Source organism: Variovorax sp. ISS6 (assembly GCF_056523145.1).
Window position 1 is genome coordinate 1,635,888 of record NZ_JAWRZC010000001.1, and the last position, 24,415, is coordinate 1,660,302.

Below are 24,415 nucleotides of genomic sequence, written 5' to 3' on the forward strand. Positions count from 1 at the left end.
GACGCGGCCGGGCCTTGCCCCGCGCCATCCCGCACCGCCTCTTTCCATTTCGACCGCGCCGCGCCGGCCCGAGGGCCGCAGCGCCGGCTTTCGCTCGCCCATTTCTCGGAGACACCCATGCGCAACATCCCCTTCGCGTTCCGCGCCGTCCTGGCCGCCGTGTTCCTTTCGTCCCTGCCGCTGCTCTCGCAGGCCCAGTCGAGCGTGCAGGTGTTCGGCACCGTCGACCTCAACTTCACCTACAGCAAGGCCGGCGGCAAGAGCGTGCGCGCCATGGACCAGGGCGGCAACATCTTCCCGAGCCGGCTGGGCTTTCGCGGCAGCGAGGACCTGGGGGGCGGGCTGGTCGCGAGCTTCTGGCTCGAGTCGGCGCTGCTGCCCGACACCGGCGAGTACCAGGGCGTCTACTGGCACCGGCGCTCCACGCTGAGCCTGTCGAGCCGGACCTGGGGCGAGCTGCGGCTGGGCCGCGACTACGTGCCCACCTTCTGGAACGTCTCGCAGTTCTCGCCCTTCGGCACGGTGGGCGTGGGCGGCTCGGCCGCGATGGTCGAGGGCTGGCCGTTCGGCCTGGGTGGCGCGCGCACGCTGGTGCGGGTCGACAACTCGGTCGGCTACTTCCTGCCGCGCGACCTCGGCGGCTTCTACGGCCAGGCGATGTACGCGATGCCCGAGGGCGCGGAAGGCATGCGCTATGCGGGCGCGCGCCTGGGCTATGCCAGCGGCCCGCTCGACATCGCGGCCGCCTATGGCCGCACGCCGGTGGCCAACGGGCAGGTCTACCGCACCGCGACCGTGGGCGGCACCTACGACTTCGGGCCGGTGAAGCTCTACGCCAACTACCACCGCCACCAGACGACCAACGACCGCCAGGTGCACCTGATGGTGGGGGCGAGCATGCCGGTGGGCCCGGGTGTCATCAAGGTGTCGGCCGCGCGTGCCAATCGCAGCGGCCCCGGCCTCGATGCCGACGACGCGACCCAGTTCGCGGTCGGCTACGTGCACTGGCTCAGCAAGCGCACCGCGGTCTACACGGCCTATTCGCGCATCCGCAACCGCGGCAACGCGGCCTACGTGGTCGCCGATTCCTCGCCGGCCGGCTCGCCCGGCATGCCCTCGAGCGGGCTGCAGTTCGGCATCTCGCACAACTTCTGAGGCCGTGGCCCTAGTCCATTTGCGCTAGACCGTATTGCGAATAGGCGGGGGTAGGGGCCGTCCCTAGACTTTCCCCACGAGGCCAGAACGGCGCGCACTTCCGCGGCGTCGATGCCCGCCAAGGCGGGCATGCCGGCCGCGCGCGGGGGTCCAATGGCGAGGTTTTCGAGAATGGGATGGGCGCTGGGATGGGCCGGCGTGGTGCTGCTGACGCAGCTGTCGCCGGCGCAGGCGCAGGAAGGCCCGAGCGCCGAGGCCGCGGCCAGCAAGATGGAGCAGGCCCGGCTCGCCGACACCGACACGCTGCTGGCGCTGACCAGCGAAGGCGCGGTGCTCTACGGCCAGGACAACGTCAAGCTCTCGGGCTACCAGTACTGCAGCCAGGCGGTGGCGCTGGCCGAGTCGGGCGAGTTCCGCCAGAGCGTGCGCGCCGCGAGCAAGGCGCTGCACCTGGCCAACACCACCAACGACCCGAACCTGCGTGCCATGGCCAACCGCGACCTGGCCATCGTCTACAGCTACTCGGGCCAGCTCGAGAAGGCCGAGCAGTTCGCCCGCGAGGCGCTCAAGAGCGAGGCGCGCGACCCCAAGCTGGTGGTGGGCCCGGTGCAGAAGGTGATCGGCGACGTGCGCACGCGCCGCGCCGACTACGAGGGCGCGATCCTCAGCTACGACGAGGCGCTCGCCAACAGCTCGCCGCGCTATGCGCCGCTGGTGCAGGCCTCGCTGGTCAATGCGCTGATCGAATCGGGCACGCCGGCCAACACGCAGCGCGCGCGCGAGCTGATCGGCACGCTGCCGCAGCCGAAGGACGCACCGCTGGCCGCGCAGCTCGACCGCACGCGCGCGCGGCTGCTGCTGGCCGAGAACAAGCCGGCCGAGGCACGCGACCTCTACCGCACGCTGGCCACGCGCCAGGTCGGCGCGGACAGCGGCTACTACCAGCTCTGGGCCTGGGACGGCGTGGCGCGCAGCGAGGTGGCGCTGGGCCAGAAGCAGGCCGCGGCCGAGGCCGTGGGCCGCGCGCTCGATGGCGTGGACAAGGTGCGCGCGAAGTTCCGCAGCGAAGAATTCAAGATGGGGCTGTTCTCCGACCTGCAGTCGGTGTTCGAGCGCGGCGTGGCGATCTACAGCGACGCGGGCGACAGCGCCCGCGCCTTCGAGGTCAGCGAGCACAGCCGCTCGCGCGCGCTGCTCGACGCGGTGCGCGGGCGCGCCAAGCTCAGCGAGCAGGCCGCGGCCACGGTGGACCTGGCGACGCTGCAGCGCACGTTGGCCGCCGACGAGCGCGTGGTGCAGTTCCATTCGCTGCCCGACCGGCTGATGGTGTGGGTGGTGAGCCCCGCGGGCATCGAGAGCAAGACGATCCCGGTCAGGCGCGAGGAACTCAACGAGTTGGTCGAGACCTTCCGCAACACCATCGTGCGCGGCCGCCGCACCGCGATCACCAACGCCGACAAGCTCGGCGCCGCGCTGCTCGGCCCGCTGAACCTGCAGCCCGGCCAGCGGCTGGTGATCGTGCCGCACGGCCCGCTGCACTACCTGCCGTTCCAGGCATTGCGCCTGAACGGCCGCTACGTGATCGAGACGCACCCGGTGGCGGTGGCGCCGTCGATCAGCATCGCGGTGCAGCTCGCGCAGCGCACGCCGCGCGTGAACGCCACGCTCACGGCCTTCGGCAATCCGCGCATCGAGGACAAATACGACCTGCCGGGCGCGGAGAGCGAGGTCAAGCAGCTCGCTCAGTACTTCCCGAGCAACAGCGTCTACATGGGCGCGGCCGCCACCAAGACGCAGTTCCGCGACGTGGCCGCGCGCTCGCCGCTGATGCACGTGGCGGCGCATGCGGAAGCCGACGAGGTCGATCCGCTGTACTCGCGCATCCTGCTGGCCAACGAGGGCGGCAAGCAGAATTTCCTCGAGGCGCACGAGATCCTCGAGCTGCCGATGCAGGGCACGGCCCTGGTGACGCTGTCGGCCTGCGAGTCGGGCCTGGGCCGCATCGCGCAGGGCGACGAGGTGCTGGGCTTCACGCGCTCCTTCCTCTCCGCGGGCAGCTCGAGCCTGATCGCCTCGCTGTGGCCGGTGTCGGACGACGCGACGGCGGTGCTGATGAGCACGCTCTACGGCGAACTCGCGAAGGGCCGCGACCTGCAGAAGGCGATGCAGGCGGGGCAACTGGCGGTGCTCAAGGATCCCAAGATGTCGCATCCCTTCTTCTGGGCGCCGTTCAATCTGATCGGCAACTGGCGTCTGACGGTGGGAGGCTGAAATGAAACACCAACAGCCGGACGCAGAGGACGCGAAGATTTCGCAAAGGGCGCGAAAGAGAAATTCAAAAATTTTCTTGCCTTCCTTTTGCGTCCTTCGCGCAACCTTCGCGTCCTCTGCGTCCGGAAGTCCGCTTTCGTTTTCGACCCCGTCTGTCGCTTCATGCGATGCGGGTGGCGCGCAGCGCAATGGATAACTGAGATGCGAAACGAAAACCTCTCGAAAAGCCCGCGCCCCGATGCGCGGCGGAGCATCCCCATGCGCGTCCTGCAACGCTCCACGCCGATCGCCCTCGCCGTCTCCGCCCTGTTCGGCGCCGCCTTGCTCGTGGCCGCCCAGCGTGCCCATGCCACCGAGGCCGAGGAGACCGCGCTGCTGCCCACGCAGGACCCCTGCGGCAGCTGCAACCGGCCCATCGCCCAGGCCACCGGCGGTGTCGCGCCGCAGACCCTGCCCGCGCCGTCGCGCAACACCTCCGCCACCGGTGCCTTCAAGCTCAACGACCTGCGCCTCAATGGCGTGAAGGCGCTGAGCAACGAGGAACTGCAGTCGATCACCACGCCCTACATCGGCCGCGACGTCACGCTGGCCGACCTCGAGGAGCTCGCGAAGGCGATCACCGCGCGCTACAAGGAGCGCGGCTACTTCCTCGCGCAGGCCGTGGTGCCCGTGCAGACCGTGCGCGACGGCATCGTCGAGATCAGCGTGATCGAGGGCCGGCTGGGCCGCGTCGACGTGCTGGTGGCACCCGAGGCGCCGATCGCCGAGGCGCGCGTGCGCGGCTTCCTCGCGCCGCTGCAGCCGGGCGAGGCCGTCAACGCGCCCGCCTACGAACGCGCGATGCTGCTGCTGTCGGACCAGCCCGGCGTCAAGGTGTCGTCGGCGCTGCAGGAGGGCACGCAGCCCGGCACCACCGATCTCTCGGTCGAGGTCGCGGCCGCGCCGCGCTGGGCCTTCACCGCCGAGGGCGACAACCACGGCACCAAGGAGTCGGGCCGCTACCGGCTCGGCGGCACCGTGCGCTGGCTCAGCCCCTTCGGCATCGGCGACAACCTCGATGCGCGCGTCATGGTGTCCGACAGCAATGCGCTGCAGTACGGCCGCATCGCCTACGAGGCGCCGATCGGCACCAGCGGCCTGCGCGCCGGCATGGGCCTGGCGCGCGTGAGCTACGACCTCGGTGGCCAGTTCTCCGACCTCGACGCGCAGGGCCGCGCCGACGTGCTCGATTTTTCGCTCAACTATCCGCTGATCCGCCAACGCCAGCAGAACCTGTTCCTGCGGCTGACCGCCGACTTCAAGGACCTGCGCGACGAGATCCGCGCCGTCGACTACGACGTCAAGAAGCGCGTGCGCGGCATCGGCCTGGGCTGGACCTGGGAGCGGCGCGACGAGGTCCTCGGCGGCGGCTACTGGGCCAGCACCGGCACTCTTTACCACGGCTCGCTGTCGATCCGCGACCCGCAGACCCTCGCGGCCGACCAGGCCTTCGGCGGACGCCAGACCGAGGGCGGCTTCACCAAGATGAGCTTCCAGCTCTCGCGGCTGCAGTCGATCGTGCCGCGCCATTCGCTCTATCTCTCGATCGGCGGCCAGTGGGCCAGCAAGAACCTCGATGCTTCCGAGAAGCTCGCGCTCGGCGGCGCGCGCGCGGTGCGCGCCTACCCCTCGGGCGAACTGCTGGCCGACCAGGGCGTGATCGGCACCGTCGAATGGCGCTGGTCGGTCAACGAGGAGCTCACGCCCTTCGTGTTCTACGACGCGGCGCGCGGCAAGCTCGCGCGCCATCCCTCGCCCTTCGACGGCGAGAACTCGCGCAGCCTGCGCGGCTACGGCATCGGCCTGAGCTGGTCGCGCCCGGGCAATTTCTCGATCAACGCGACGCTGGCCTGGCGTGACGGCACACCGCGGGCACAGACCGACGGCGGCGGCCACAACCCGCGGCTGTACGTCCAGGTTCAAAAGGCGTTCTGACCATGAAGCAACGCACGTCTCCTCTTCTTCGCACCACCGCGCGCCGCCTGCGGCTGCGGCCGGTCGCGTTCTCGCTGATCTGCGCGGGCGCCGTGCCCGCGATGGCGCAGGTGCTGCCCACGGGCTTCCTGCCCTCGGCGCTGCCGGGCAACATGGTCTCGATGACCCAGGCCGGCAACATCATGAGCATCGTGCAGGGCAGCCAGCGCGGCATCGTCAACTGGACCACGTTCTCGATCGGCGCCAAGAACATCGTCAACATCCAGCAGCCCAATGCCTCGGCGATCCTGCTCAACCGCGTCACCGGCAACGAGCTCTCGACCATCGCGGGCCAGCTCAACGCCAACGGCCGCGTGTTCCTGATCAATCCCAACGGCGTGCTGTTCGGTTCGGGTGCCAGCGTCAACGTGGGCGGGCTCGTGGCCTCGACGCTGGGCCTGACCACCAGCGACGCGAACTTCCTCGGCGGCACGACCAACTTCAGCTTCGAGCGGCTGAATGCCAACGCCAAGACGGTGGTGAACGACGGCGGCATCACGGCCACCGGCGGCCCCGTGGTGCTGATGGGCGCGGGCGTGAGCAACACCGGCACCATCACGGCCGACGGCCAGACCGTGGCGCTGGTCTCGGGCCGCAAGATCACCTTCGACCTCGCGGGCGACGGCCTCACCAACATCGCGATCGCATCCGACTCGATGGCGACCAACGCCTCGGTCGGCAACACCGGCACCGTGCAGGCCGACGGCGGCAAGGTCGTGATGGTGGGCCAGTCGACCACTCTCGGCGAACTAGTCGTGAACCAGGCCGGCGTGGTGCGCGCGCGTTCGCTCGGCACGAAGAACGGCGAGATCGTGCTCGGTGGCGGCGCCGACAACGAGGTGCATGCGGGCGGCACGCTCGACGCCACCTCCACCGGCACGGCGGTGGGTGGCCGCATCTCGGTGGCGGCGGGCAGCGTGCGCGTGATGGATGGCGCGCTGCTCGACGCGAGCGGCGACGCGGGCGGCGGCTCGGTGCAGCTCAAGGCGCTGAACGGGCTGTCGATCGCGTCGGCCCCGCCCGCCGCGCTGCTGGCGTCGGGCGCCGTGGTGCGTGCCGATGGCCGCGCCGGCAATGCCGCGGGCGGCGAGATCCGCATCGAGGAGGCGAGCTACGGCGCGCTGCCCGGCACCGGCAGCGAGGCGCCGCCGGCCACCCGGCTCGGCATGCACCTGTCGGGCACGCTGTCGGCCAAGGGCGCCGGCTCGGGCGCTGGCGGCAGCATCACCACCAGCGCCGATGCGATCCAGGTCGGCAGCGACCTCGCGCTGTCGGCCGCGGGCGGCGCGAACGGCGGCGCCAACGGCAAGTGGACGCTCAACTCGAACAAGCAGATCGTGGTCACGTCCGAGGCGCCGAACTACGACCCCGGCAGCTATCCCAGCGCCGGCGGCATGGCTTCCAGCCCGATCAGTTCGCAGGCGCTGGGCCGCGCGCTCGGCCAGGGCACCGACGTCACGCTCGCGAGCGGCGCGGCCAATGCCGAGGGCGGGCAGGAGATCTTCGGCGTGGTGTTCGACACCGCGGCCCAGGTGGTCAAGAACGAGGGCGGCAATGCCTCGCTGCGCGTGGATTCGGCCACCGGCATCGCGATGCTCGAGCGCTCGACCATCCAGTCGAAGACCGGCGCGCTCCACGTCGACTTCAACGCCGATGCCAACGGCCCCGCGCTGCCGGCCGGCGACGCGCCGATCGTCGGCGAGGGCGCGGCGCGCATCGCGCCGATCCAGATGACCGACGCCGTCATCGAGACCAATGGCGGCAACGTGCGCTTCTATGGCCAGGGCGACGCGCAGAACGGCCGCGCGCTCGGCTATGCCAACGTCAGCTTCTCCAGCCTGCCCTTCTCCAGTGCCGGCGTGCAGGTGACCGGCGGGCGCATCTCGACCTGCGCCATGGGCGCCGCGAGCTGCGCGCAGGGCGGCGAGATCAGCCTGCGCGGCGCGGGCCAGACCGTGCTCTCGAGCTCCTACCTGGTCGGCAGCACCGGCGTGCTGCTCGCGAGCACCGAGCTGATCAGCGGCAGCGGCGCCATCACCGTCGACGGGACGGGCGGGCTGGCCGCCACCGGCGTGGCGATGGGCCAGTCCTCCTCCGGCGGCACGCCGGGGCCGCGCAACCGCATCGCCTCGGCCAGCGGCGACGTGACGGTGCGCGGCAGCACGCGCGGCTGGACCGCGGGCGAGGACGTGGAGCGGTTGCAGTTCGGCGCCAGCGGCGCGGGCGTGCGCCTCGCGGGCACCGACATCGTCACCGGCGGCAATGCGCGCGTGGAAGGCAAGGGCGCCGACCTCGGCGCGCTGCTGGCCGATCCCGGCTTCGCCAAGCTCTCGGCCTCGTCCACCATCAATGCCTCGCACGGCGTGCTGATCGGCGACACCGGCATCGCGGCCGGGCAGGGCCGGCGCATCGACATCGTCGGCACCGCCGGCAGCGCGGGCCTGACCTACGACTTCAACGGCGTGCCGACGCCACCGCCGGCGGGCATCAACGAAGGCTTCACGCCCACCGCGGTGTGGATCCGCGCCAGCGGCGCCGGCCAGGGCCTGCGCGCCGAAGGCGGCCAGATCAACATCGTCGGCGGCAATGGCGACGTGCTGCTGCAGCGCGGCGCGCAGGCCGATGCGCTGCTGAGCACCGCGAGCAACAACGTCGCCGGCGGCGCCATCGCCGTCACCGGCCGCAACATCTACGGCGGCGGCCTCGCGGGCGCCACCGGCACGCTGGCCGATGCGAGCGGCGCGGGCACGGGCGGCAGCATCCGCTTCGAATCGACGGTCAGCGACAAGACCGGCGGCATGCTCGCGCTGGCCACGGGCATGACCCTGCGTGCCGACAGCACCTCGGCCAGCGGCAACGGCGGCGACATCCGGCTGCTCGCGGGCGACAGCCTGCGCGCGCACGGCACGCTGTCGGCGCGCGGCGGCAGCACGGGCGGCAACGGCGGCTTCGTCGAGACCTCGGGCACGCAGTTCGACCTGACCGGCATCCGCGTCAACGCGGGCGCGCCGGCCGGCACCGCGGGCCAGTGGCTGATCGACCCCTATGCGGTCACCATCGTCAATGGCGCGGCGGCCGGCACGCTGCCGACCAACCCCTTCGATGCCGTCACCAACTCCACGATCCAGGACGGCGACATCAATGCCGCGCTCAATGGCGGCGCGAGCGTGAAGATCACCACCGGCACCGGCGGGCCGGGCGCGGGCAGCATCACGCTCGCGAACAACGCGCTGATCGACTACACCGCCGCCTTCGGCCCGCTGAGCTTCGAGCTGGCCTCGGGCAACAGCATCCAGGGCGGGCTGGGCACGGTGATCCGCTCGTCGGGCAAGGGCGGGCCGCTCAACGTGCTGTTCAACGCGGGCGTCAATCCCGACGGCACGCCCTCGGCCACGCCCGGCTCGATCAGCTACAACGGCACCATCGCCACGCGCGGCGGCAGCGTCACGATGAATGCGCGTGGCGATGGCGGCGCCACCAGCGGCTTCATCCAGATGAATGGCGCCTCGGTGCAGACCGATGGCGGCGCGGTCACGCTCTACAGCGGCCAGCCCGGCGCGCCCACCGGCTACGTCACGCTGGTCGACAGCCAGATCGACACCCGCGTGGGCCAGACCGATGCCGGCGCGGGCGGCGCGGTGCAGATCGCCGGCGGCAACGTGACGCTGGCGGGCGCGCAGATCGCGACGTCGACCGGCAACGTCGACATTCGCGGCAGCTCGGCCGACTGGAACAGCGGCGTGGTCATCACCGACGGCCGCACGCCCTCGACCATCTCGACCACCAGCGGCAACGTCACGGTGCAGGGCGTGGCGCGGCGCCAGGCCTCGTCGACCTTCGCGGCGGCGCACGGCGTGCTGGTCAACGGCGGCAGCAGCATCACCACCGGCAGCGGCAGCATCGCGCTGCGCGGCTACAACTTCAACAACGACACCACCGTGCCCGCGGCCGCGCCCGATTCGGGCGTGCGGCTGGAAAACGGCGCGCGCATCGTCACCACCGGCGGCGGCGACATCGAGATCACGGGCCGCTCGCAGAACGGCGGCAGCGGCGTCTCGATCGAGGCCGGCGGCTCGCCCAGCGTGCCCGGCGCGGCGCCGGTGGTGCAGAGCAGCCGCAACCTGGTGCTGCGCGCGGTCAACGACGGCAGCACCGACGCGATCGTCATCGGCACGCCGGTGAGCGCGGCCACCGCGATCAACCTGCGGCCCGGCGGCATGGACGCCAACTTCGCGGTGTCGGACAGCACCAATGCGCCGATCGTGCTGGGCGGCGCGGGCACCGGCGGCTACTCGGTCTCGAGCGCGGAGTTCGCGCGCCTCGCCGCACCCACCATCGTGGCGGGCAGCGCCACCCATGCGGCCGACATCACGGTGGCCGGCGCCATCGCCACGCCGGGCGCGCTCACCCTGCAGAACGACGCGGGCGGCAACATCGCGCTCAACGGTACGGTCGGCGCCTCGCAACTGGGCCTGCTGTCCGACGGCAACATCACGCAGTCGGCCGCGGGCGCGATCACCGCCACCGGGCTGCTCGCGCGCTCGAGCGGCGCGGGTGTCGACCTGCGGAATCCCGCGAACAACGTGGCGACCGTGAGCGGCGGTGCCGAGGGCGGCTTCGCCTACGTCGACGCGAACGCCGTGACCGTCGGCGCGCTGAGCGTCAACGGCTTCGACGCCGCGACCAACCAGCTCGCGCCGACGGCCACCACCTCGATGTCGGCCGGCACGGTGTTCGTGCGCACGCTCGCGGGCGACCTCACGCTGGGCACCAGCGTCAACGCGAGCACCAGCGCAGACCTGGTGGCGGCGGCGCGCTTCCAGAATCCGGGCAGCTTCACCATCGGCGCCGGCACCTGGCGCGTCTGGGCCGACACCTGGATCGGCGAGACGCGTGGCGGCCTCGCGGGCTCGGGCCCCTTGCCCAACCTCTACCACTGTGCCTACCTGGGCCTGTGCACGGTGACGGTGCCGGCCACCGACAACCACTTCATCTACGCGCAGCAGCCGACCGCGATCGTGACCGTGGGCAATGCCTCGCGCCAGGAAGGCGCGCCCAACCCCACCTTCACCTACAGCGTCAGCGGGCTGATCCTCGGCGACAACGCCTCGAGCTTCAGCGGCACGCCGGGCACCGGCGCGAACGCCTCGAGCCCGCCGGGCAACTATCCGATCGACGGCGCCTTCGCCTCGGCGGCCGGCTATGCGATCCAGGTGGTGCCGGGCAACCTGCGCGTCGATCCGGGGCCGCCGCCGCCGCCCGCGCCCCCACCGCCGCCGGTGGCGCCGCCGCCACCGCCCTTCGTCTTCCTCGAGCGGCCCGAGCTGCCCTCGGTGGACGTGGTGCGCGACCAGCCCTCGACCTACCTGTACGACCGCAACATCGGCCAGGCGCCGATCTGCGTGGCGACCGGGCCGCTGGATGGCGACCGCGCGGCGCAGGGCGGCGACGTGTTGGCGCGCGAATGGTCGCGCGTGCGTTCGCGGCCGAACCTGCTGAGTTGCGTCAACACCGAGCGGCGCAACGGCTGCGCCGACTTCTAGGCGTCCCGTGCCGTGATGACGAACAGCTGCGCCATCAGGTCGGCCAGCAGGCGCAGCTGCGGATCGTCGGTCAGCGCCGCGTGGCGGTAGCCGGCCACATGGGCCTCGAGCCCGTCGATGGGGCCGGCGAAGAACAGCCGCCGCAGCGCGCCGCCGAGCGCATCGTTCTCCGCCGCGCGCGGCCGGTCGTCGATGGTGCTGTGCGCATGGCTCTCGAGCCGCGGCGTGGCGAGGAAGGGGGCGAGCACCGCCGCGCGCAGGCGGCCCTCGGCCACCCAGCGGTTCAAGGCCATGTCGAAGGCCTGCGCGGGGCCCTCGGCCAGCGCCTCGCGCAGCAGCGGCGGCAGGGCGCGCAGCCCCTTCGGCGTGGCGAGGTAGGCGACCGCGCCCCAGTTATAGAGGCCGCGCGCATCGAGCACCTCGATGCCGGCGATCGCATCGCGCGGCGCGGCCGGGTCGGCGGGCAGCTGCTTCTTCAGCGCCTGCCACAGCGCGAGCAGGCCGGGCGCCGAGGTGTAGGGCAGGCATTCGAGGAACACCAGGTCCCGGTCGGCGAGCTGCGCGAGCGCCTCGGGCCGCAGCAGCGGCGGCAGCGCGCGGCTCAGCAGCGCATCGTCCTCGAGCACCAGGAAGAAGTCATCGGGCGGCGCGCCCTCGAGCGCGCGTGCGTGCGAGAGGAAGCAGGCGCGTTCGCCGGCGCTGGTCGCGGCATCGGCGGGCACCGCGGGCAGGGTGGCCGCGTCGATCGCCTCGAAGCGCGCCACGCCCTCGATGCCGAGCGCGCGCAGCTGCGCTTCCATGGCCGTGCGGCGATCGCCACTGCGTTGCAGATTGATGAAGCAACCGTTCATGATGCGGGGATGAAGCAGGTCCTGCCATTGTCTCCCTTGTCTTGCGCCATCGCGCCGATCGCCGAGAGGCGGACCGCATGATGCTCAGCGTGGTGCTGCCGTTCTATCGCAAGCTCGCGGAGTTCGAGCGCGTGGCCGCGCTCAACGCGCCGCACTGGTCGCGCCCCGGCATCGAGGTGGTGATCGCGCTCGACGAACCGGCCGAGGAACAGGGCCTGCTGCAACTGCTCGCGCGCTTCGAGACGGTGTGCTGGCGCGTGGTCGTCAACGACCGGCCGCATGGCTGGCGCCCGCCCTGCCGGGCCATCAACGTCGGCGTGCGCCATGCGCGCGGCCGCTTCGTGCTCGTGCATTCGCCCGAGTCGGCCTATGTGGACGACGCACCCGCGCTCGCGCTGCAGGCCGCGCTGGCGGTCGAGCGCGGCGTGGTGCTGGGCCGCGTGGGCTTCGCGCGCTTCGACGAGGTCGACGGGCCGCTGCCCGTCCTGTTCGCGCGCCAGGTGCCCGAGGCGCTGTTCCTGCGCACCTTCTACGGCTCGCTGTGCGGCCCGCGCGAGGCCTTCGAGGCGGTCGGCGGCTACGACGAGTCCTTCGCCGGCTGGGGCGGCGACGACGACGACTTTCGCGTGCGGCTCGAGATGGCGGGCTGGCGGCTTTTGGCCTGCGCCGAACTGAAGCTGCTGCACCTGTCGTTCGAGACGCGCGACGGCGCCGAGCAGTTCGATCCCGACAACGACTGGCGCAAGTGCACGCCCGCGCAGGCGCGCGCGAACGGCGAGGACTGGGGGCGCGATTTCGCGCGCATCGCCCGCGACGACGCGCCGCCGGCCGATGCCGGGGCCGTGCCCGCGTGGCCGCCACCCGCGCCCGTGTTCGCGATGGGCTCGCGCCGCCAGTGCGAACTCTGCGCGCGCATGCTGCACCACGAGCCGGCGCCGCACTACTTCTGCCCGCGCTGCAGCGCCGAGCCGCCGAAGCCGCTGGCAGCGCGGCCGCGCATCGTCTGCGTGCTGCAGCTGCGCGACGAGGCGCGGCTGCTCGAGGGCTGCCTCGACCACCTGCGCGAGCATGTCGACGGCGTCATCGCGCTCGACGACGGCTCGACCGACGACACCGCGCGCATCCTGCGGCGCGAGCCCAAGCTGCTCGAGCTGCTGTCGAACCCGCCCGGCGGCGTCTGGAACGAGCCGGACAACAGGCGCCGGCTGCTCGAAGGCGCGCGGCGCCATGGCGCGGGCTGGGTGCTGGTCTGCGATGCCGACGAGCGCTACGAGCGCCTGTTTCTCCAGCACCTCGGCGCCATCGTCGATTCGCTGTCCGACACGCCACTCGGTTGCCTCTCGCTCGCGGTGCGCGAACTCTGGGATGCGCCCGACCGCTTTCGCGACGACGGCCCCTGGGGCGCCAAGTCGCGCGTGTGCCTGTTCCGGCTGCCGCGCGAGATCGCCTACGACGCGGCACCCGCGCTGCACGGGCCCTGGTATCCCGACGCGGTCGCGCGGCATGGCCGGATGTTCCGCAGCTACTTCCGGCTCTACCACCTGCGCATGATCCGGCGCGAGGACCGCATCGCGCGGCGCGACCGTTATCGGCAACTCGATCCCGGGCACCGCTGGCAGGCCGTCGGCTACGACTACCTCGCCGAGGAAGGGCCGGGACTGCGGCTCGAGAAGATCGCGCCCGATCGCGGCTACGACCTGGAGACCTTGCCGGCCGATCTGCGTCAGCCCGACGGCCCGGCGCTGGCCGCGAGCGAGCGCGCGTAGTCGCCGCGGTAGACGCGCGTGCCGGTGTGCGTGAGGCGCGAGCGCGTGTCGACGAAGACCTGGCCGCCGATCGATTGCCAGCGGCGGCAGAACGCGAAGTCCTCGCTGAGGTAGCGGCCGTTGCCGGGCTCGGCCCAGACGTCGAAGAAGCGGTGGTGCGGCCAGGCCGCGGCCGCCTCGTCCTCCATGCGGTCGGGCGTGTAGCGCAGCTCGGGCAGGGCCTGCGCGAGCCGCTCGAACACGGCGCGTTCGATCAGCATGAAGCCGGTGGGCGCGTCGAGCACCTCGACGAAGCCGTCGGCGTCGACGCGGGCCGCCACTTCGGGTCCCGTGAGGTTGACCGGGAACACCGCGTGCCGCGCCTCGAAGTCCTCGCGCGTGCTGCCCGCGGGCAGCGGCTGCGCGAGCCCGGCGCGCGGCCAGCCGTCGTTCTTGTGCGGATAGGCGCCGGCCACCACCGCGTGGCCGGCCAGCAGCAGGCGCAGCGCGGCCTCGGGCTCGAAGCCGATGTCGGCATCGATCCAGAACAGGTGGGTCCAGCGGCTGTCGGCCATGAACTCGGCCACCAGCCGGTTGCGCGCGCGCGGGATCAGGCTGTCGCCGTCGAGGAAGCGCGTCTGCATCGGGAAGCCGTGGCGCCACGCGAGGTTGACCAGCCCGAGCAGGCTGCGCACGTAGTCGCTGGTCATCGCGCCGCTGTAGCTGGGCGTGGCGATGAAGGGGCGGATGTCTTTCAGGGCGTCGATGGACAGCATCGTGGTGGAGCAATGACGGTGTTCATGCGGGCTGCGCATGCCGCCGCGTCGACAGCAGCGCCCGCAGCTTCGCCGGTGCCACCGGCTTCGTCAACAGCGTCGCGCCGCTGTGGCGCAGCCGCTGCAGCGCATCGGGCCCGGTGGCGCCCGAGACCAGCACCGCGAGCGCCTCGGGCTGCAGCCGCTTGGCGGCGTCGATCACGTCCATGCCGTCGGTGTCGCCGGGCAGCTGCAGGTCGCACAGCACGGCGTCGTAGGGGATGTCGCCGGTGCCCAGCCGCGCGATCGCCTCGGCGCCGGTGGCCACGCATTCGACCTGGCAGCCCCACTGCTCGAGCAGCGCGCGGCTGCCGTCGAGGATGGCCGGGTCGTCGTCCACCACCAGGCAGCGCAGGCCCGCGAGCGGCGCGGGCGCGGGCGGTGCCGGCTGCGGCGGCGCGATGTCGGCGGCATTGGCCGCGGGCAGGGTCAGCGCGAAGGTGCTGCCGGCGCCGAGCGCCGAGCGCAGCGCGATGCGCGTGCCCAGCAGGGTGGCGATGCGCGCGCAGATCGCGAGGCCGAGGCCGAAGCCGCGGCGGCGGTCGCGTTCGGTGTTCGCCACCTGGTAGAACTCCTCGAAGATGCGCTGCTGGTGGATCGGCGCGATGCCCACGCCGTTGTCGCGTACCTCGATGCGCACGCCGCGCCCGCCGTCGGGGCCGCTGCGCGCGCGGCGCGCGGCCACCAGCACGGTGCCGCCCGCGGGCGCGTGGCGCAGCGCATTGCTCACGAGGTTGCCGACGATGCGCTTGAGCAGCGCCGCGTCGCTGCGCACCGCGAGGCCGCGGTCGCTCCAGCGCAGCCGCACGCGCAGCTCGGCGGCGCTGGCCGCGTGCTGCGCATCGAGCTGGTCGAACAGCGCGGCCAGCGAGACCTTGGCGATGGCCGGCGTGAGCACCTGCGCGTCGAGCCGCGAGATCTCGAGCAGGTCGTCGAGCAGCACGCCCATGAACTCGGTGCTCTCCTGCAGCCGCAGCACGGCCGGGCGCTGCGCCTCGCTCGCGCCGGGCAGCAGACCGTCGATGAACAGGCCCATGGCATGCAGCGGCTGGCGCAGGTCGTGGCTGGCGGCGGCCAGGAAACGCGCGCGCGACAGCGCGGCCTGCTCGGCCTCGGCCATGCGCTGCAGCGCGACAGCGGTGGCCTCGCGCACGCGCTCCTCGCTGACCTGGCGGTTGTGCTGCAGCCGCTCGGCGAGGCGGTCGATGTCGTGCGCCAGCATGGCCAGCTCGTGCGTGCCGCGCGAGCCGCCCTCGACCACGCCGCAGCGCATCTCGAAATGGCCGGCCTCGAGCGCCGCCACGGTGCGCGACACGCGGCGCAGCGGCCGCGCCACCGTGCGCGCCATGTGGCGCACCGAGGCCCAGGCCGCGAGCAGCGCCACCATCGCGATGCCGATGCCCGCGAGCAGCGAGCGCGTGCGCTCGCGCGAATAGGCGGTGGTGTCGCGGAAGGTCTGCACCAGGCCGACCGGCGTCTCGCCCGCGGCGGTCGAGCCCGCGGGCGCGAAGGCGCTGGCGCGCGAGGCCTCGCGCAGCGTGACCGGCGCGGTGAACATGCGCAGCTGCGCGAGCGAGCCGGCCTTGGGCCCGGCCGTCACGTAGACACCGGCGCTGTTGCTGATCTCCACGCGCATCACCTGGCCGCCGCGCAGCGCGGCATTGGCCACGTTCTGCAGCGCGGGCAGGTCGCCGGCATAGAGGCTCAGGTCGGACATGGCCGCCACCTGGCGCGCCACCGCCTGGCCCTCGGCGTCGAAGGCGGCCTCCAGCGTCTGCAGCCGGTTGTGCGTGAACCAGGCGGTGAGCGCGAGCGCCACCGCCACGCAGGGCACGACGCCAAGGCGGAACAGGTCGCGCTGCAGGTTGCCGCGCACCACCAGGGCACCGGCGATGGGGGGCACGGCCGAACTGGGATCCGCGCCCTCGGGCGGCCGGGTGGCGCTCATCGCGTGGCGGTCAGGCGCTCGGTCAGTTCGCGTTCCTCGGGCAGCCGCAGCCCGAGTCCGCGCGCGACGGTGGGATTGATGCGCACGGTGGCGGGCGTCGCGGCCTCCACCAGCGGATTGCCGCCACCGCCCGCGCCGGCGCCGCCCGCGACCTTCTGCGCCAGCAGCCGCGCCTGCTGCGCGAGCTGCGCCGGCGTGGAGACCGCGGCCGCGAGGCCGCCCGAGCGCACCAGGCCCTCGCTGGCGCCGAACACCGGCAGGCCGGCGCCCGCGCCCGCGCGCAGCACCGACAGCGTGGCGGCCTGGTTGTCGCCGATCAGGTCGGGCAGCACCATCAGCGCATCGCTGCGCGGCACCACGGCGCGCAGCGCGGTGGCGAGCGAGCGCGCGTCGGGCGTGTACTCCACCTGCAGGTCCCAGCCGCCGCCGGGCTGTGCCTGCGCGGCGCGCTGCAGGTCGCGCACCAGCGGTTCGGATTCGGGCGTCGCGACCACGCCGAGGCGATGGCGCTGCGCCGGCAGCACCGCGCCCACCAGCGCGAGCTGGTCGGCCATGGCCGGGTCGCGCAGCAGCACGCCGACGCGGCGATCGGCGCGGCGCAGCGCGGGGCTGGCGCGCAGGCCCTCGTAGTCGAGCCGGCTCAGCATCGCGAGCACCAGCGGTTCCTGGCCCGGGCGCTCGATGGCGGCGCGCGCGGCCGTTGCACCCACCGCCATGGTCAGCGAGCCGCCGTCGGCGCTCGAGATCGAGGGCCGCATGCTGCGCGTGCGCACGCTCACGTTGACGTCGCCGGGCTCGGCGGCCGCGCTGTCGGAGGCATTGGGCGCGCCTGGAGAAAGGCGCACCAGCTCGAAGCGGCTCGCGGGGTCCAGCCCCTGGCGCAACTGCTGCACGAATTCGGCATGCGCGGCGAGGTCGTCGCCCATCAGGACCGTGAAGCCGCCGGCCGACGACAGCGCGGCGCCCAGCAGCGCGGCGCAGGCCAGCAGCGCACGCGTGGCGCCGCGCAGCAACCGGGTCGTGCAGGGGAGGATGGGAGAGGGGTTCGCGGCGACGGACATGAAGGCTTCTGCCACTGGGGGGCGATGGTTCAATGTACGGAAGCGCCCCCCTTCGCGCGATAAGGCGGAGGGCTTATGCCCGCGGCGCGCACCCTGCCGGGCTGTGAGGAAGTTCACGCGGCAACGGCCGCTTGGCCTATCTCCGATGGCGTATCGCCACCGAAGCCCGTTGCCCGGCGCGTTCTCAGGCCTGCACGGCCCGCGCCGCGGCCGCGCGTTGCGCGAGGATCGCCTGGCGCAGCACGCGCGGCGACACCGGCTTGTAGAGCACCGTGATGCCCGCGCTCTGCACCTCGCGCAGGCGGTCGGGCTTGGTCTCGCCGGTGACCAGCAGCCGCGCGGTGCCGATGCCGATGCCGCGCGGATGGCGTTCGAGCGCGGCGATCACGTCCAGGCCGTTGTCGCCGCCCTGCAGCAGCAGGTCGCTGACCACCACGTCGGGCGGCACGGGCCAGGTGTCGGCCATCGCGAGCGCCTCGGCACGGGTCTGCGCGGCCAGCACCTCGGCGCCCCAGTTCGACAGCACCACCGTCAGGCCTTCGAGGATGGTGCGCTCGTCGTCGATCACCAGGATGCGCAGGCCGGCGAGGCAGTGCGCGTCGTTCTCGAGCACGGGCTGCGCGGCCGCGGCCGGCGCGGGCAGCCCCGCGGGCGCCGAGCGCACCAGCACGCGCACGCAGGTGCCCCTGTTGACGCGCGAACTGAGCTCCACGCGCGTGTTGAGCAGCTCGGCCAGCCGCTGCACCGTGGCCAGTCCCAGGCCCATGCCGCGCGTGCCGCGCGAGGCCTGGCGGCCCGAGGGCTCGACCTGGTAGAACTCCTCGAACACCCGCGCCTGGTGCTGCTGCGCGATGCCCACGCCGGTGTCGACCACGTCGATGCGCACGCCGCGCCCGCGCTGGCGCGCGCCGATCAGCACGCCGCCCTCGAGCGTGTGGCGCAGCGAGTTCGACACCAGGTTGTTGAGGATGCGCGACAGCATCACGTAGTCGCAGCGCACCCACAGGTCGGTCTTGCGCGCCACCAGCCGCAGGCCCTGCTGTTCGGCCACCGGGCGGAAGTTGCGGCTGATCTCGTCGAACAGCCGATCGAGCGGGAAGTCGACCCACTGCGGCTGCAGCACGCCGGCGTCGAGCTGCGAGAGGTTCAGCAGCTCGGAGAACAGCCGGTCGAGCGAGTCCACGCATTCGCGGATGTGGCCGATGCGCTGCAGCCGCAGCGGATCGGTCTCGCCGTTGGCCAGGCCGTCGGAGAACAGCGTGAGCGCGTGCAGCGGCTGGCGCAGGTCATGGCTGGCGGCGGCCAGCAGGCGGGTCTTGGCCTGGCTCGCGACCTCGAGCTGCTGGTTCTTGCGCGCCAGTTCGGCCGTGGCCTCGGTGATGCGGCTCTGCAGCAGCCGGTGGCTCTCGGCCAGCGCGCGCGCGGCCTCGTTGAAGCCGCGCTGCAGGTGCTGCACTTCGGAGGTGCCCTCGATCGTCACGCTCGCGGCCTCGCCGGCGCCGAGCCGGTCGACCGCCTTGCCGAGCGCGCGGATCGGCTCGCTGATGCGGCGCGCCGCCCACCAGCCGGCCAGGCCCACGCCCACCAGGCTGGCGCCGAGCACCAGCACCACGTTGAGCCAGACCGAGCGGCGCGCGTTCTGCACCGCGCCGAGGCTGATCTCGACCATCACCTTGCCGCTGGCGCGGCCGTCGTCGCCGACGATCGGCACCACCACCTGCAGGCCCTCGCCGCGCGCGCGGTCCATGGTCTCGGAATTGGCCACGATCTCGCCGTCCTCCGACCAGATCTGCACCTGCTGCACGTGCGGCTGGTAGGTGCCCGACTGCGCGGTGCGCTGCAGCGCGCGCCGGTCCATGCGCACGATCGGCGCCTGCGCCACCGTGGCCACCTGCAGCGCCACCGTCTGCGCATTGGCGCGCATCAGTTCGGTGAGGTTGTCCAGGTGCTGGCGCGTGAGCACCGTGATCGCGACCAGCGTCGCCACCATGGCCGGCAGCATCGCCAGCAGGATCAGCTGCTGCGCGAAAGTGAGCCGCGCCAGGCCGCGGACGACGGCGAAGTTCCAGTTCATGGACGCGGGAAGGGCATGGCGACCGAGCCTACGGAGGCCGTGCGAGGCAGGGAAGACGGGAAAAACATCACGAAAACTGCTTCTGGTTGATATCTAATGGCGTCCGCTTCGCCATGTTAGACCGGCCGGTTCGCTGCGGCCGTCCTCGCCCGTCCAAATATGCCGGCTTTCCTGCGCTGTTCCCCAGGCCCCTCCGAGCCCACCGGTATCCGTCGCCCCGCCTGGCGGCGCTGGCTGGCGGCGGTACTGCTGGGCGCCTCGCTGCCTTGGGCCGCGATGGCGCAGGGCCCGGCGGCGCCCTCGCTGCCCTCGGTCTCGAACATCCCGCCCTCGGCCCAGTCCACGCCGGCCCAGACCGTCAAAGGCGGCTTCACGGCCCCGGGCGGCCATGGCGCCGAGGCCGCGCCGATGCGCTTCGGCATCCTGCCGCTGGGCGGCGCCTTCGAATCGCGCAGCGACTGGGATCCGCTGCTGGCCGAGCTCAGCCGCGCGCTCGGCCGGCCGGTGGCGGTGCTCTCTGTCAATTCGTACGAGGCGCTCGAGCAGGCGATCCAGCGCGACGACGTGGACATGGCCTTCCTGTCGGGGAAGATGGCGCTCGACGCCGTGAGCCAGCGCCGCATGAAGGTGGTGGCGCAGGTGGTGCGGCACGACGGCCTGCCCGGCTACCGCGCGCTGCTGCTGGCGCGCAAGGCGCCGCCCTTCAACACGCTGGCGGGCCTGCTGGCCGACCCCGACCGCTGGCGCCTCGCGCGCGGCGAGAAGCAGTCGGTGTCGGGCTTCATCGTGCCGCAGCTGCAGTTCTTCCTGCCCAACCACATCGCCATGGAGACCCGCTTCGCGAGCGAGGTGGTGGGCACGCACCAGGTCACGGCGCTGGCCGTGGCCAACAACGAGGCCGACGTCGCCACTAACAACACGGCCGACTTCGAGCGCTTCAAGCTGCGCTTCCCGGCCGAGGCCGGCCGACTGCAGGTGCTGTGGGAGTCGGAGCTGATCCCGCATGCGCAGATCGTGATGCGGCGCGACTATCCGCCCGAGCTGCGCCAGCGGGTGCAGGCCTTCCTCGTGGCCTACGGCCGCGCCAAGGGGCCGCGCGGCGATGCCGAGCGCGTGGTGCTGAAGTCGCTGCACGACCTCGCGGGCTTCGTGCCGGCCGACAACAGCTCGCTGCTGCCCGCCGCCAAGCTGGCCTACCAGCTCGCCACGCAGAACGCGAAGACCGCGCAATGGGTCAACGACGCCGCGCGCCAGGCCCGCCTGCAGCGGCTGGACAGCGGCTATGCCGAGCAGGTCGGCGTGCTGAAGGACGTCTCGCCTTGATCGCCTGGCTGCGCGCCGCGTGGCTGGCGGTGTTCGCCGTGCTGGCCTGCGCCGTGGCGCCCGCCGCGCTGGCCACGCAGCCGGCGCCCGTCAAGGGGATCCGCTTCGGCGTGCTGCCGCTGGGCGGCGCGGTCGAGTCGCGCGCGCTGTGGACGCCGCTCTTGGCCGACCTCGGCCGCGCCATCGGCGTGCCCGTGAGCGCCTACTCGGTCTCCTCGTACGAGGAGCTCGACCGCGCCATCGGCCGCGACGAGATCGACATGGCCTTCCTGTCGGCCAAGATGGCGCTCGATGCCGTGACCCAGGGCCGCATGAAGGTGATCGCGCAGATCGCGCGCCGCCCCGGCATGCCCGAGCACCGCGCCGTGCTGCTGATGCGCAAGGCGCCGCCCTTCAACAGCCTCGAGGCGCTGCTCGCCAAACCCGAGCAGTGGCGGCTCGCGCGCGGCGACAGCCGTTCGGTGACCGGCTTCCAGGTGCCGCAGAGCGAGCTGTTCCTGCCGAACCACATCGCGATGGAAACGCGCTTTCGCAGCGAGATCGTCGACACCCACCAGGCCACCGCGCTGGCCGTGGCCAATGGCGACGCCGACGTGGCGACCAACAACACGACCGACTTCGAGCGCTTCCGCGAGCAGTTCCCGGTCGAGGCCGAACGGCTGCAGGTGGTGTGGGAATCGCAGCCGCCGCCGGGCGCGCCGATGGTGGTGCGGCGCGACTGGCCGCCCGAGTTCCAGGCCCGGCTGCAGTCCTTCCTGACCAACTACGGCCAGGGCAAGGGCGCGCGCGGCGATGCCGAGCGCGAGGTGCTCAAGACCCTGCGCGCGGGCTTCGGCTACGCCGCGGCCGACGACGGCGCACTGCTGCCGCAGGCCCGGCTCGACCGCCAGCTCGGCCGCCAGCGCGCGATGGCCGCGCAGTGGGTCAACGAGGCCGCGCGCGAACAGCGGCTGCAGCGCATCGAGAAGGTCTACGCGGACCAGGTGCGGCAGCTGGGCGGTACTGCCGCGCGCTGAGGCCCGCCTCTCGCCGGGTGGCGCCGGCGCAACCATTGTTCGCAGTGCAAACGCGTTGGCGCTTGCACACTGCGCGACCTCGTTCCCTGGGAGGTCACGCCGATGTCGAATCTGCCGCGCACCTTGTCGGTCTCCGGACCGGCGCTTCCCCTTGTCGATGGCCAGTCCGCGCTGCGGGCCGTGCGGCTGTCGGGCCGCGAGGGGCTCGATGCGCTGTTCTGTTATGAGCTGCTGCTCGAGTCGCCCGATGACACCGACCTCGACCTCGATGCCTTCATCGGCCGCGAGATCCACTGCCGCATCGCACTCGACGACGGGCTGGACGGCGTGCGCGAGATCAACGCGCTCGTCACAGAGGCAGCCTTTCTGGGAGAGGCGGGCCGCCACGCCCAGTACCTGCTGACACTGCGGCCCTGGCTGCACCTGGCCGAACTGCGCACCGACTGCAGGATCTTCCAGGACCTGACGGTCGTGCAGATCCTCGAGGCCCTGCTCGCGCGCTATCCCTTTCCCGTGCGCTGGCGCCTGGCCGAGCACTATCCGCCGCGCGACTACCAGACCCAGTTCAACGAGAGCGACTTCGCCTTCTTCGAGCGCCTGTGCCAGGAATGGAGCATCGGCTATCACTTCGAGCATGCGGACGGGGCGCACCGGCTGGTGCTCGGCGATGGGACCGGGGCTTTTGCGCCCGCCGCCGGGCGTTACCGCGACCTGGACTTCCATCCGCCGGGCTGGAAGCTCGATGCGGAGTACGTCCACGGCTTCGTGCCCATGCACCGGATCGCCAGCGGGCGGTATGCGAGCCGGGAGTACGACTACATGCGGCCGCGGGCCGACCTTTCCGTCGGCCAGGGCGATTCACAGGCCGAGGTCTACAGCTGGCACGACCCGGTCGGCGGCAGCCACTGGGCGCAGCCTCGGGCCGGACGCGGGGGCTTCGAGGAAGCCGCGAACGATCCTTTCGCCGAGGGCCGCCAGCTGGCGCTGCTTCGCCTGCAGGCCCTGCGCGCCGAGGCGGTCCGCGCGCGGGGCTGCGGGCCCCTGCGGGGCCTGGCTCCTGGACACACCTTCCGCCTGCACGGCCACCCGCGCCAGGAGGTCGGGGCCACCGAGTACCTCGCGCTCGACACCCGCTTGCTGATCGAGGAGGTCGGCGCCGACAGCAACCGCCGCGCGCACTGGCGTGTGAATCTCGACTTCACCGCCCACCCGCTGGCCGAACCGCTGCGCCCCGCGCTCGTGCGGCCCAAGCCCGTGGCCGTCGGCCCGCAGGTCGCAAGAGTCGTCGGCCCCGCAGGCCGGAACCTCTGGACCGATGCCCTGGGCCGCATCAAGGTGCAGTTCCCCTGGGACCGCGAGGGCGCGCACGACGCCCACGGCAGTTGCTGGCTGCGCGTGAGCGCGCCCTGGGCGGGCAACCAGCTCGGCGGCGCCTGGCTGCCGCGCATCGGCCAGGAAGTGATCGTGAGCTTCATCGGCGGCGATGCCGACCTGCCGATCTGCACGGGGCGGGTGCATGACCGGGACAACCTGCCGCCCTGGGCCTTGCCGCAACAGGCCGCGCTCAGCGGGTTCAGGAGCCGGGAGCTGACCGAGGGCGGTGGCAATGCGGCGGCGGGACGCAGCAACCACCTGGTGCTCGACGACACGCCCGATCGCATCCAGGCGCAGCTCAGGAGCGACCACCAGTGCAGCGTGCTGAGCCTGGGGCGCTACGCGCGCATCGAGGACCATGCGGGGCGCAAGGAGGAGCGCGGCGAGGGCTTCGAGCTGCGCACCGACGGGCACGGGGTGCTGAGGGCGGCACGGGGGATGCTGATCACCACCGAGGCCCGGCCGAACGCGGCGAACCATGCGCTCGACATGGGCGAGACCACCGCGCGGCTCGCGAATGCGCGGGCGCTGCACCGCGGGCTGGCCGAAGCCGCCCTGGCCGCGAAGGCCCAGGATGCCGGCGACGACCAGTCGCGGGTGGCGCAGGTGTTGGCAGCCCAGAACGACGCGATCCGTGGCGGCCCCGGCGATCCGCCCGCTGGCCGTTGCCCCGAATTGCAGGCGGCGCAGCTGCTGCTCGCCAGCGCGGCCGGCATCGCCGCCACCACGCCGGGCAGCCTGCACCTGCAGGCCGGCGGTCCCCTCGCGCTCACGAGCGAAGGTCCCGCGAGCTTCAGCGCGCTGCGCCGGCTGCTGGTCGCCGCGCGCGAGGGCGTGCGCCTGTTCGCGCTGCGCCACGGCATGCGGTGGATCGCGGCCAGCGGCGCGGTCCGCGTCGAGGCGCGCGCCGGCGCGATCGGCCTCGAGGCCCGCGGCGCCGTGCGCATCACCAGCAGCACCGCGGACATCCGCATCGCGGCGCCGAAGCGCATCGTCGTCAACGGCGGCGGCAGCTTCAGCGAATGGAGCAGCGAGGGCATCGTGCACGGCACGCCGGGCCGCTGGGTCGAGCACGCGGCCAGCCACGTCAAGACCGGGCCGGTCGGTCCTCCCTCCTGAGCCCGCGTCTACTCCCTTCGCCGTACGTCCTCGAGCGCCGCCTATGCCGTTAGCTAGGCCTTAAGGCGGATTTGCCCATGACTTCTCGCGCCGGAAACTCACCGCTT

Annotated in this window: 13 protein-coding genes; 8 read left to right on the forward strand and 5 right to left on the reverse strand. The window is 72.5% G+C overall.

Annotated features, from left to right (window positions below; genetic code table 11):
- The first annotated feature begins 117 nt into the window (after positions 1–117).
- The 4 genes from AC1HIL_RS07620 to AC1HIL_RS07635 all read left to right on the forward strand — a co-directional run bounded on the left by AC1HIL_RS07620 (position 118) and on the right by AC1HIL_RS07635 (position 10,982).
- Entirely contained in the window at positions 118–1,155 is a 1,038-nt protein-coding gene (locus AC1HIL_RS07620; RefSeq protein WP_479671503.1) for a porin, read from the forward strand.
- Positions 1,156–1,326: 171 nt separating this feature from the next.
- The gene (locus tag AC1HIL_RS07625) at positions 1,327–3,426 is read left to right on the forward strand and encodes a CHAT domain-containing protein (protein ID WP_412179418.1); all 2,100 of its coding nucleotides are present in this window, start codon (positions 1,327–1,329) and stop codon (positions 3,424–3,426) included.
- A gap of 258 nt (positions 3,427–3,684) precedes the next feature.
- Positions 3,685–5,400, forward strand: coding sequence for a ShlB/FhaC/HecB family hemolysin secretion/activation protein (locus tag AC1HIL_RS07630; protein ID WP_413761598.1), 1,716 nt, complete (start codon positions 3,685–3,687; stop codon positions 5,398–5,400).
- A gap of 2 nt (positions 5,401–5,402) precedes the next feature.
- A complete protein-coding gene (locus AC1HIL_RS07635; RefSeq protein ID WP_479671504.1) occupies positions 5,403–10,982 on the forward strand; it encodes a two-partner secretion domain-containing protein in 5,580 nt (1,859 codons plus the stop codon).
- Here the strand turns inward: AC1HIL_RS07635 and AC1HIL_RS07640 are convergent.
- Complete coding sequence (locus AC1HIL_RS07640; RefSeq protein WP_479671505.1) at positions 10,979–11,833, reverse strand: glycosyltransferase family 25 protein; 855 nt, start codon at positions 11,831–11,833, stop codon at positions 10,979–10,981. The two genes, AC1HIL_RS07635 and AC1HIL_RS07640, sit on opposite strands and share 4 nt — an antisense overlap.
- 77 nt (positions 11,834–11,910) lie before the next feature.
- On the opposite strand from AC1HIL_RS07640, the gene AC1HIL_RS07645 reads away from it, so the two are divergent.
- A complete protein-coding gene (locus tag AC1HIL_RS07645) occupies positions 11,911–13,599 on the forward strand; it encodes a glycosyltransferase family 2 protein (RefSeq protein WP_479671506.1) in 1,689 nt (562 codons plus the stop codon).
- On the opposite strand, the gene AC1HIL_RS07650 is transcribed toward AC1HIL_RS07645, so the two are convergent.
- From AC1HIL_RS07650 to AC1HIL_RS07665, 4 genes are all read right to left on the reverse strand, one after another.
- Complete coding sequence (locus AC1HIL_RS07650; RefSeq protein ID WP_479671507.1) at positions 13,557–14,354, reverse strand: hypothetical protein; 798 nt, start codon at positions 14,352–14,354, stop codon at positions 13,557–13,559. The two genes, AC1HIL_RS07645 and AC1HIL_RS07650, sit on opposite strands and share 43 nt — an antisense overlap.
- 22 nt (positions 14,355–14,376) lie before the next feature.
- A complete protein-coding gene (locus AC1HIL_RS07655; protein ID WP_479671508.1) occupies positions 14,377–16,341 on the reverse strand; it encodes a hybrid sensor histidine kinase/response regulator in 1,965 nt (654 codons plus the stop codon).
- Positions 16,338–17,402 (reverse strand): ABC transporter substrate binding protein, encoded by a 1,065-nt coding sequence (locus AC1HIL_RS07660; RefSeq protein ID WP_479671509.1) that lies wholly within the window; start codon positions 17,400–17,402, stop codon positions 16,338–16,340. The genes AC1HIL_RS07655 and AC1HIL_RS07660 overlap by 4 nt, the downstream gene beginning before the upstream one ends.
- 184 nt (positions 17,403–17,586) lie before the next feature.
- Complete coding sequence (locus tag AC1HIL_RS07665; protein ID WP_057593288.1) at positions 17,587–19,476, reverse strand: ATP-binding response regulator; 1,890 nt, start codon at positions 19,474–19,476, stop codon at positions 17,587–17,589.
- A gap of 159 nt (positions 19,477–19,635) precedes the next feature.
- Between AC1HIL_RS07665 and phnD the strand changes: the two genes are divergently transcribed.
- The 3 genes from phnD to AC1HIL_RS07680 all read left to right on the forward strand — a co-directional run bounded on the left by phnD (position 19,636) and on the right by AC1HIL_RS07680 (position 24,308).
- Positions 19,636–20,799 (forward strand): phosphate/phosphite/phosphonate ABC transporter substrate-binding protein, encoded by a 1,164-nt coding sequence (gene phnD / locus AC1HIL_RS07670; protein ID WP_412179417.1) that lies wholly within the window; start codon positions 19,636–19,638, stop codon positions 20,797–20,799.
- Positions 20,796–21,815, forward strand: a complete 1,020-nt coding sequence (locus tag AC1HIL_RS07675; RefSeq protein WP_479671510.1) for a phosphate/phosphite/phosphonate ABC transporter substrate-binding protein — start codon at positions 20,796–20,798, stop codon at positions 21,813–21,815. The genes phnD and AC1HIL_RS07675 overlap by 4 nt, the downstream gene beginning before the upstream one ends.
- A gap of 102 nt (positions 21,816–21,917) precedes the next feature.
- Entirely contained in the window at positions 21,918–24,308 is a 2,391-nt protein-coding gene (locus AC1HIL_RS07680) for a type VI secretion system Vgr family protein (protein WP_479671511.1), read from the forward strand.
- Positions 24,309–24,415: the final 107 nt, after the last annotated feature.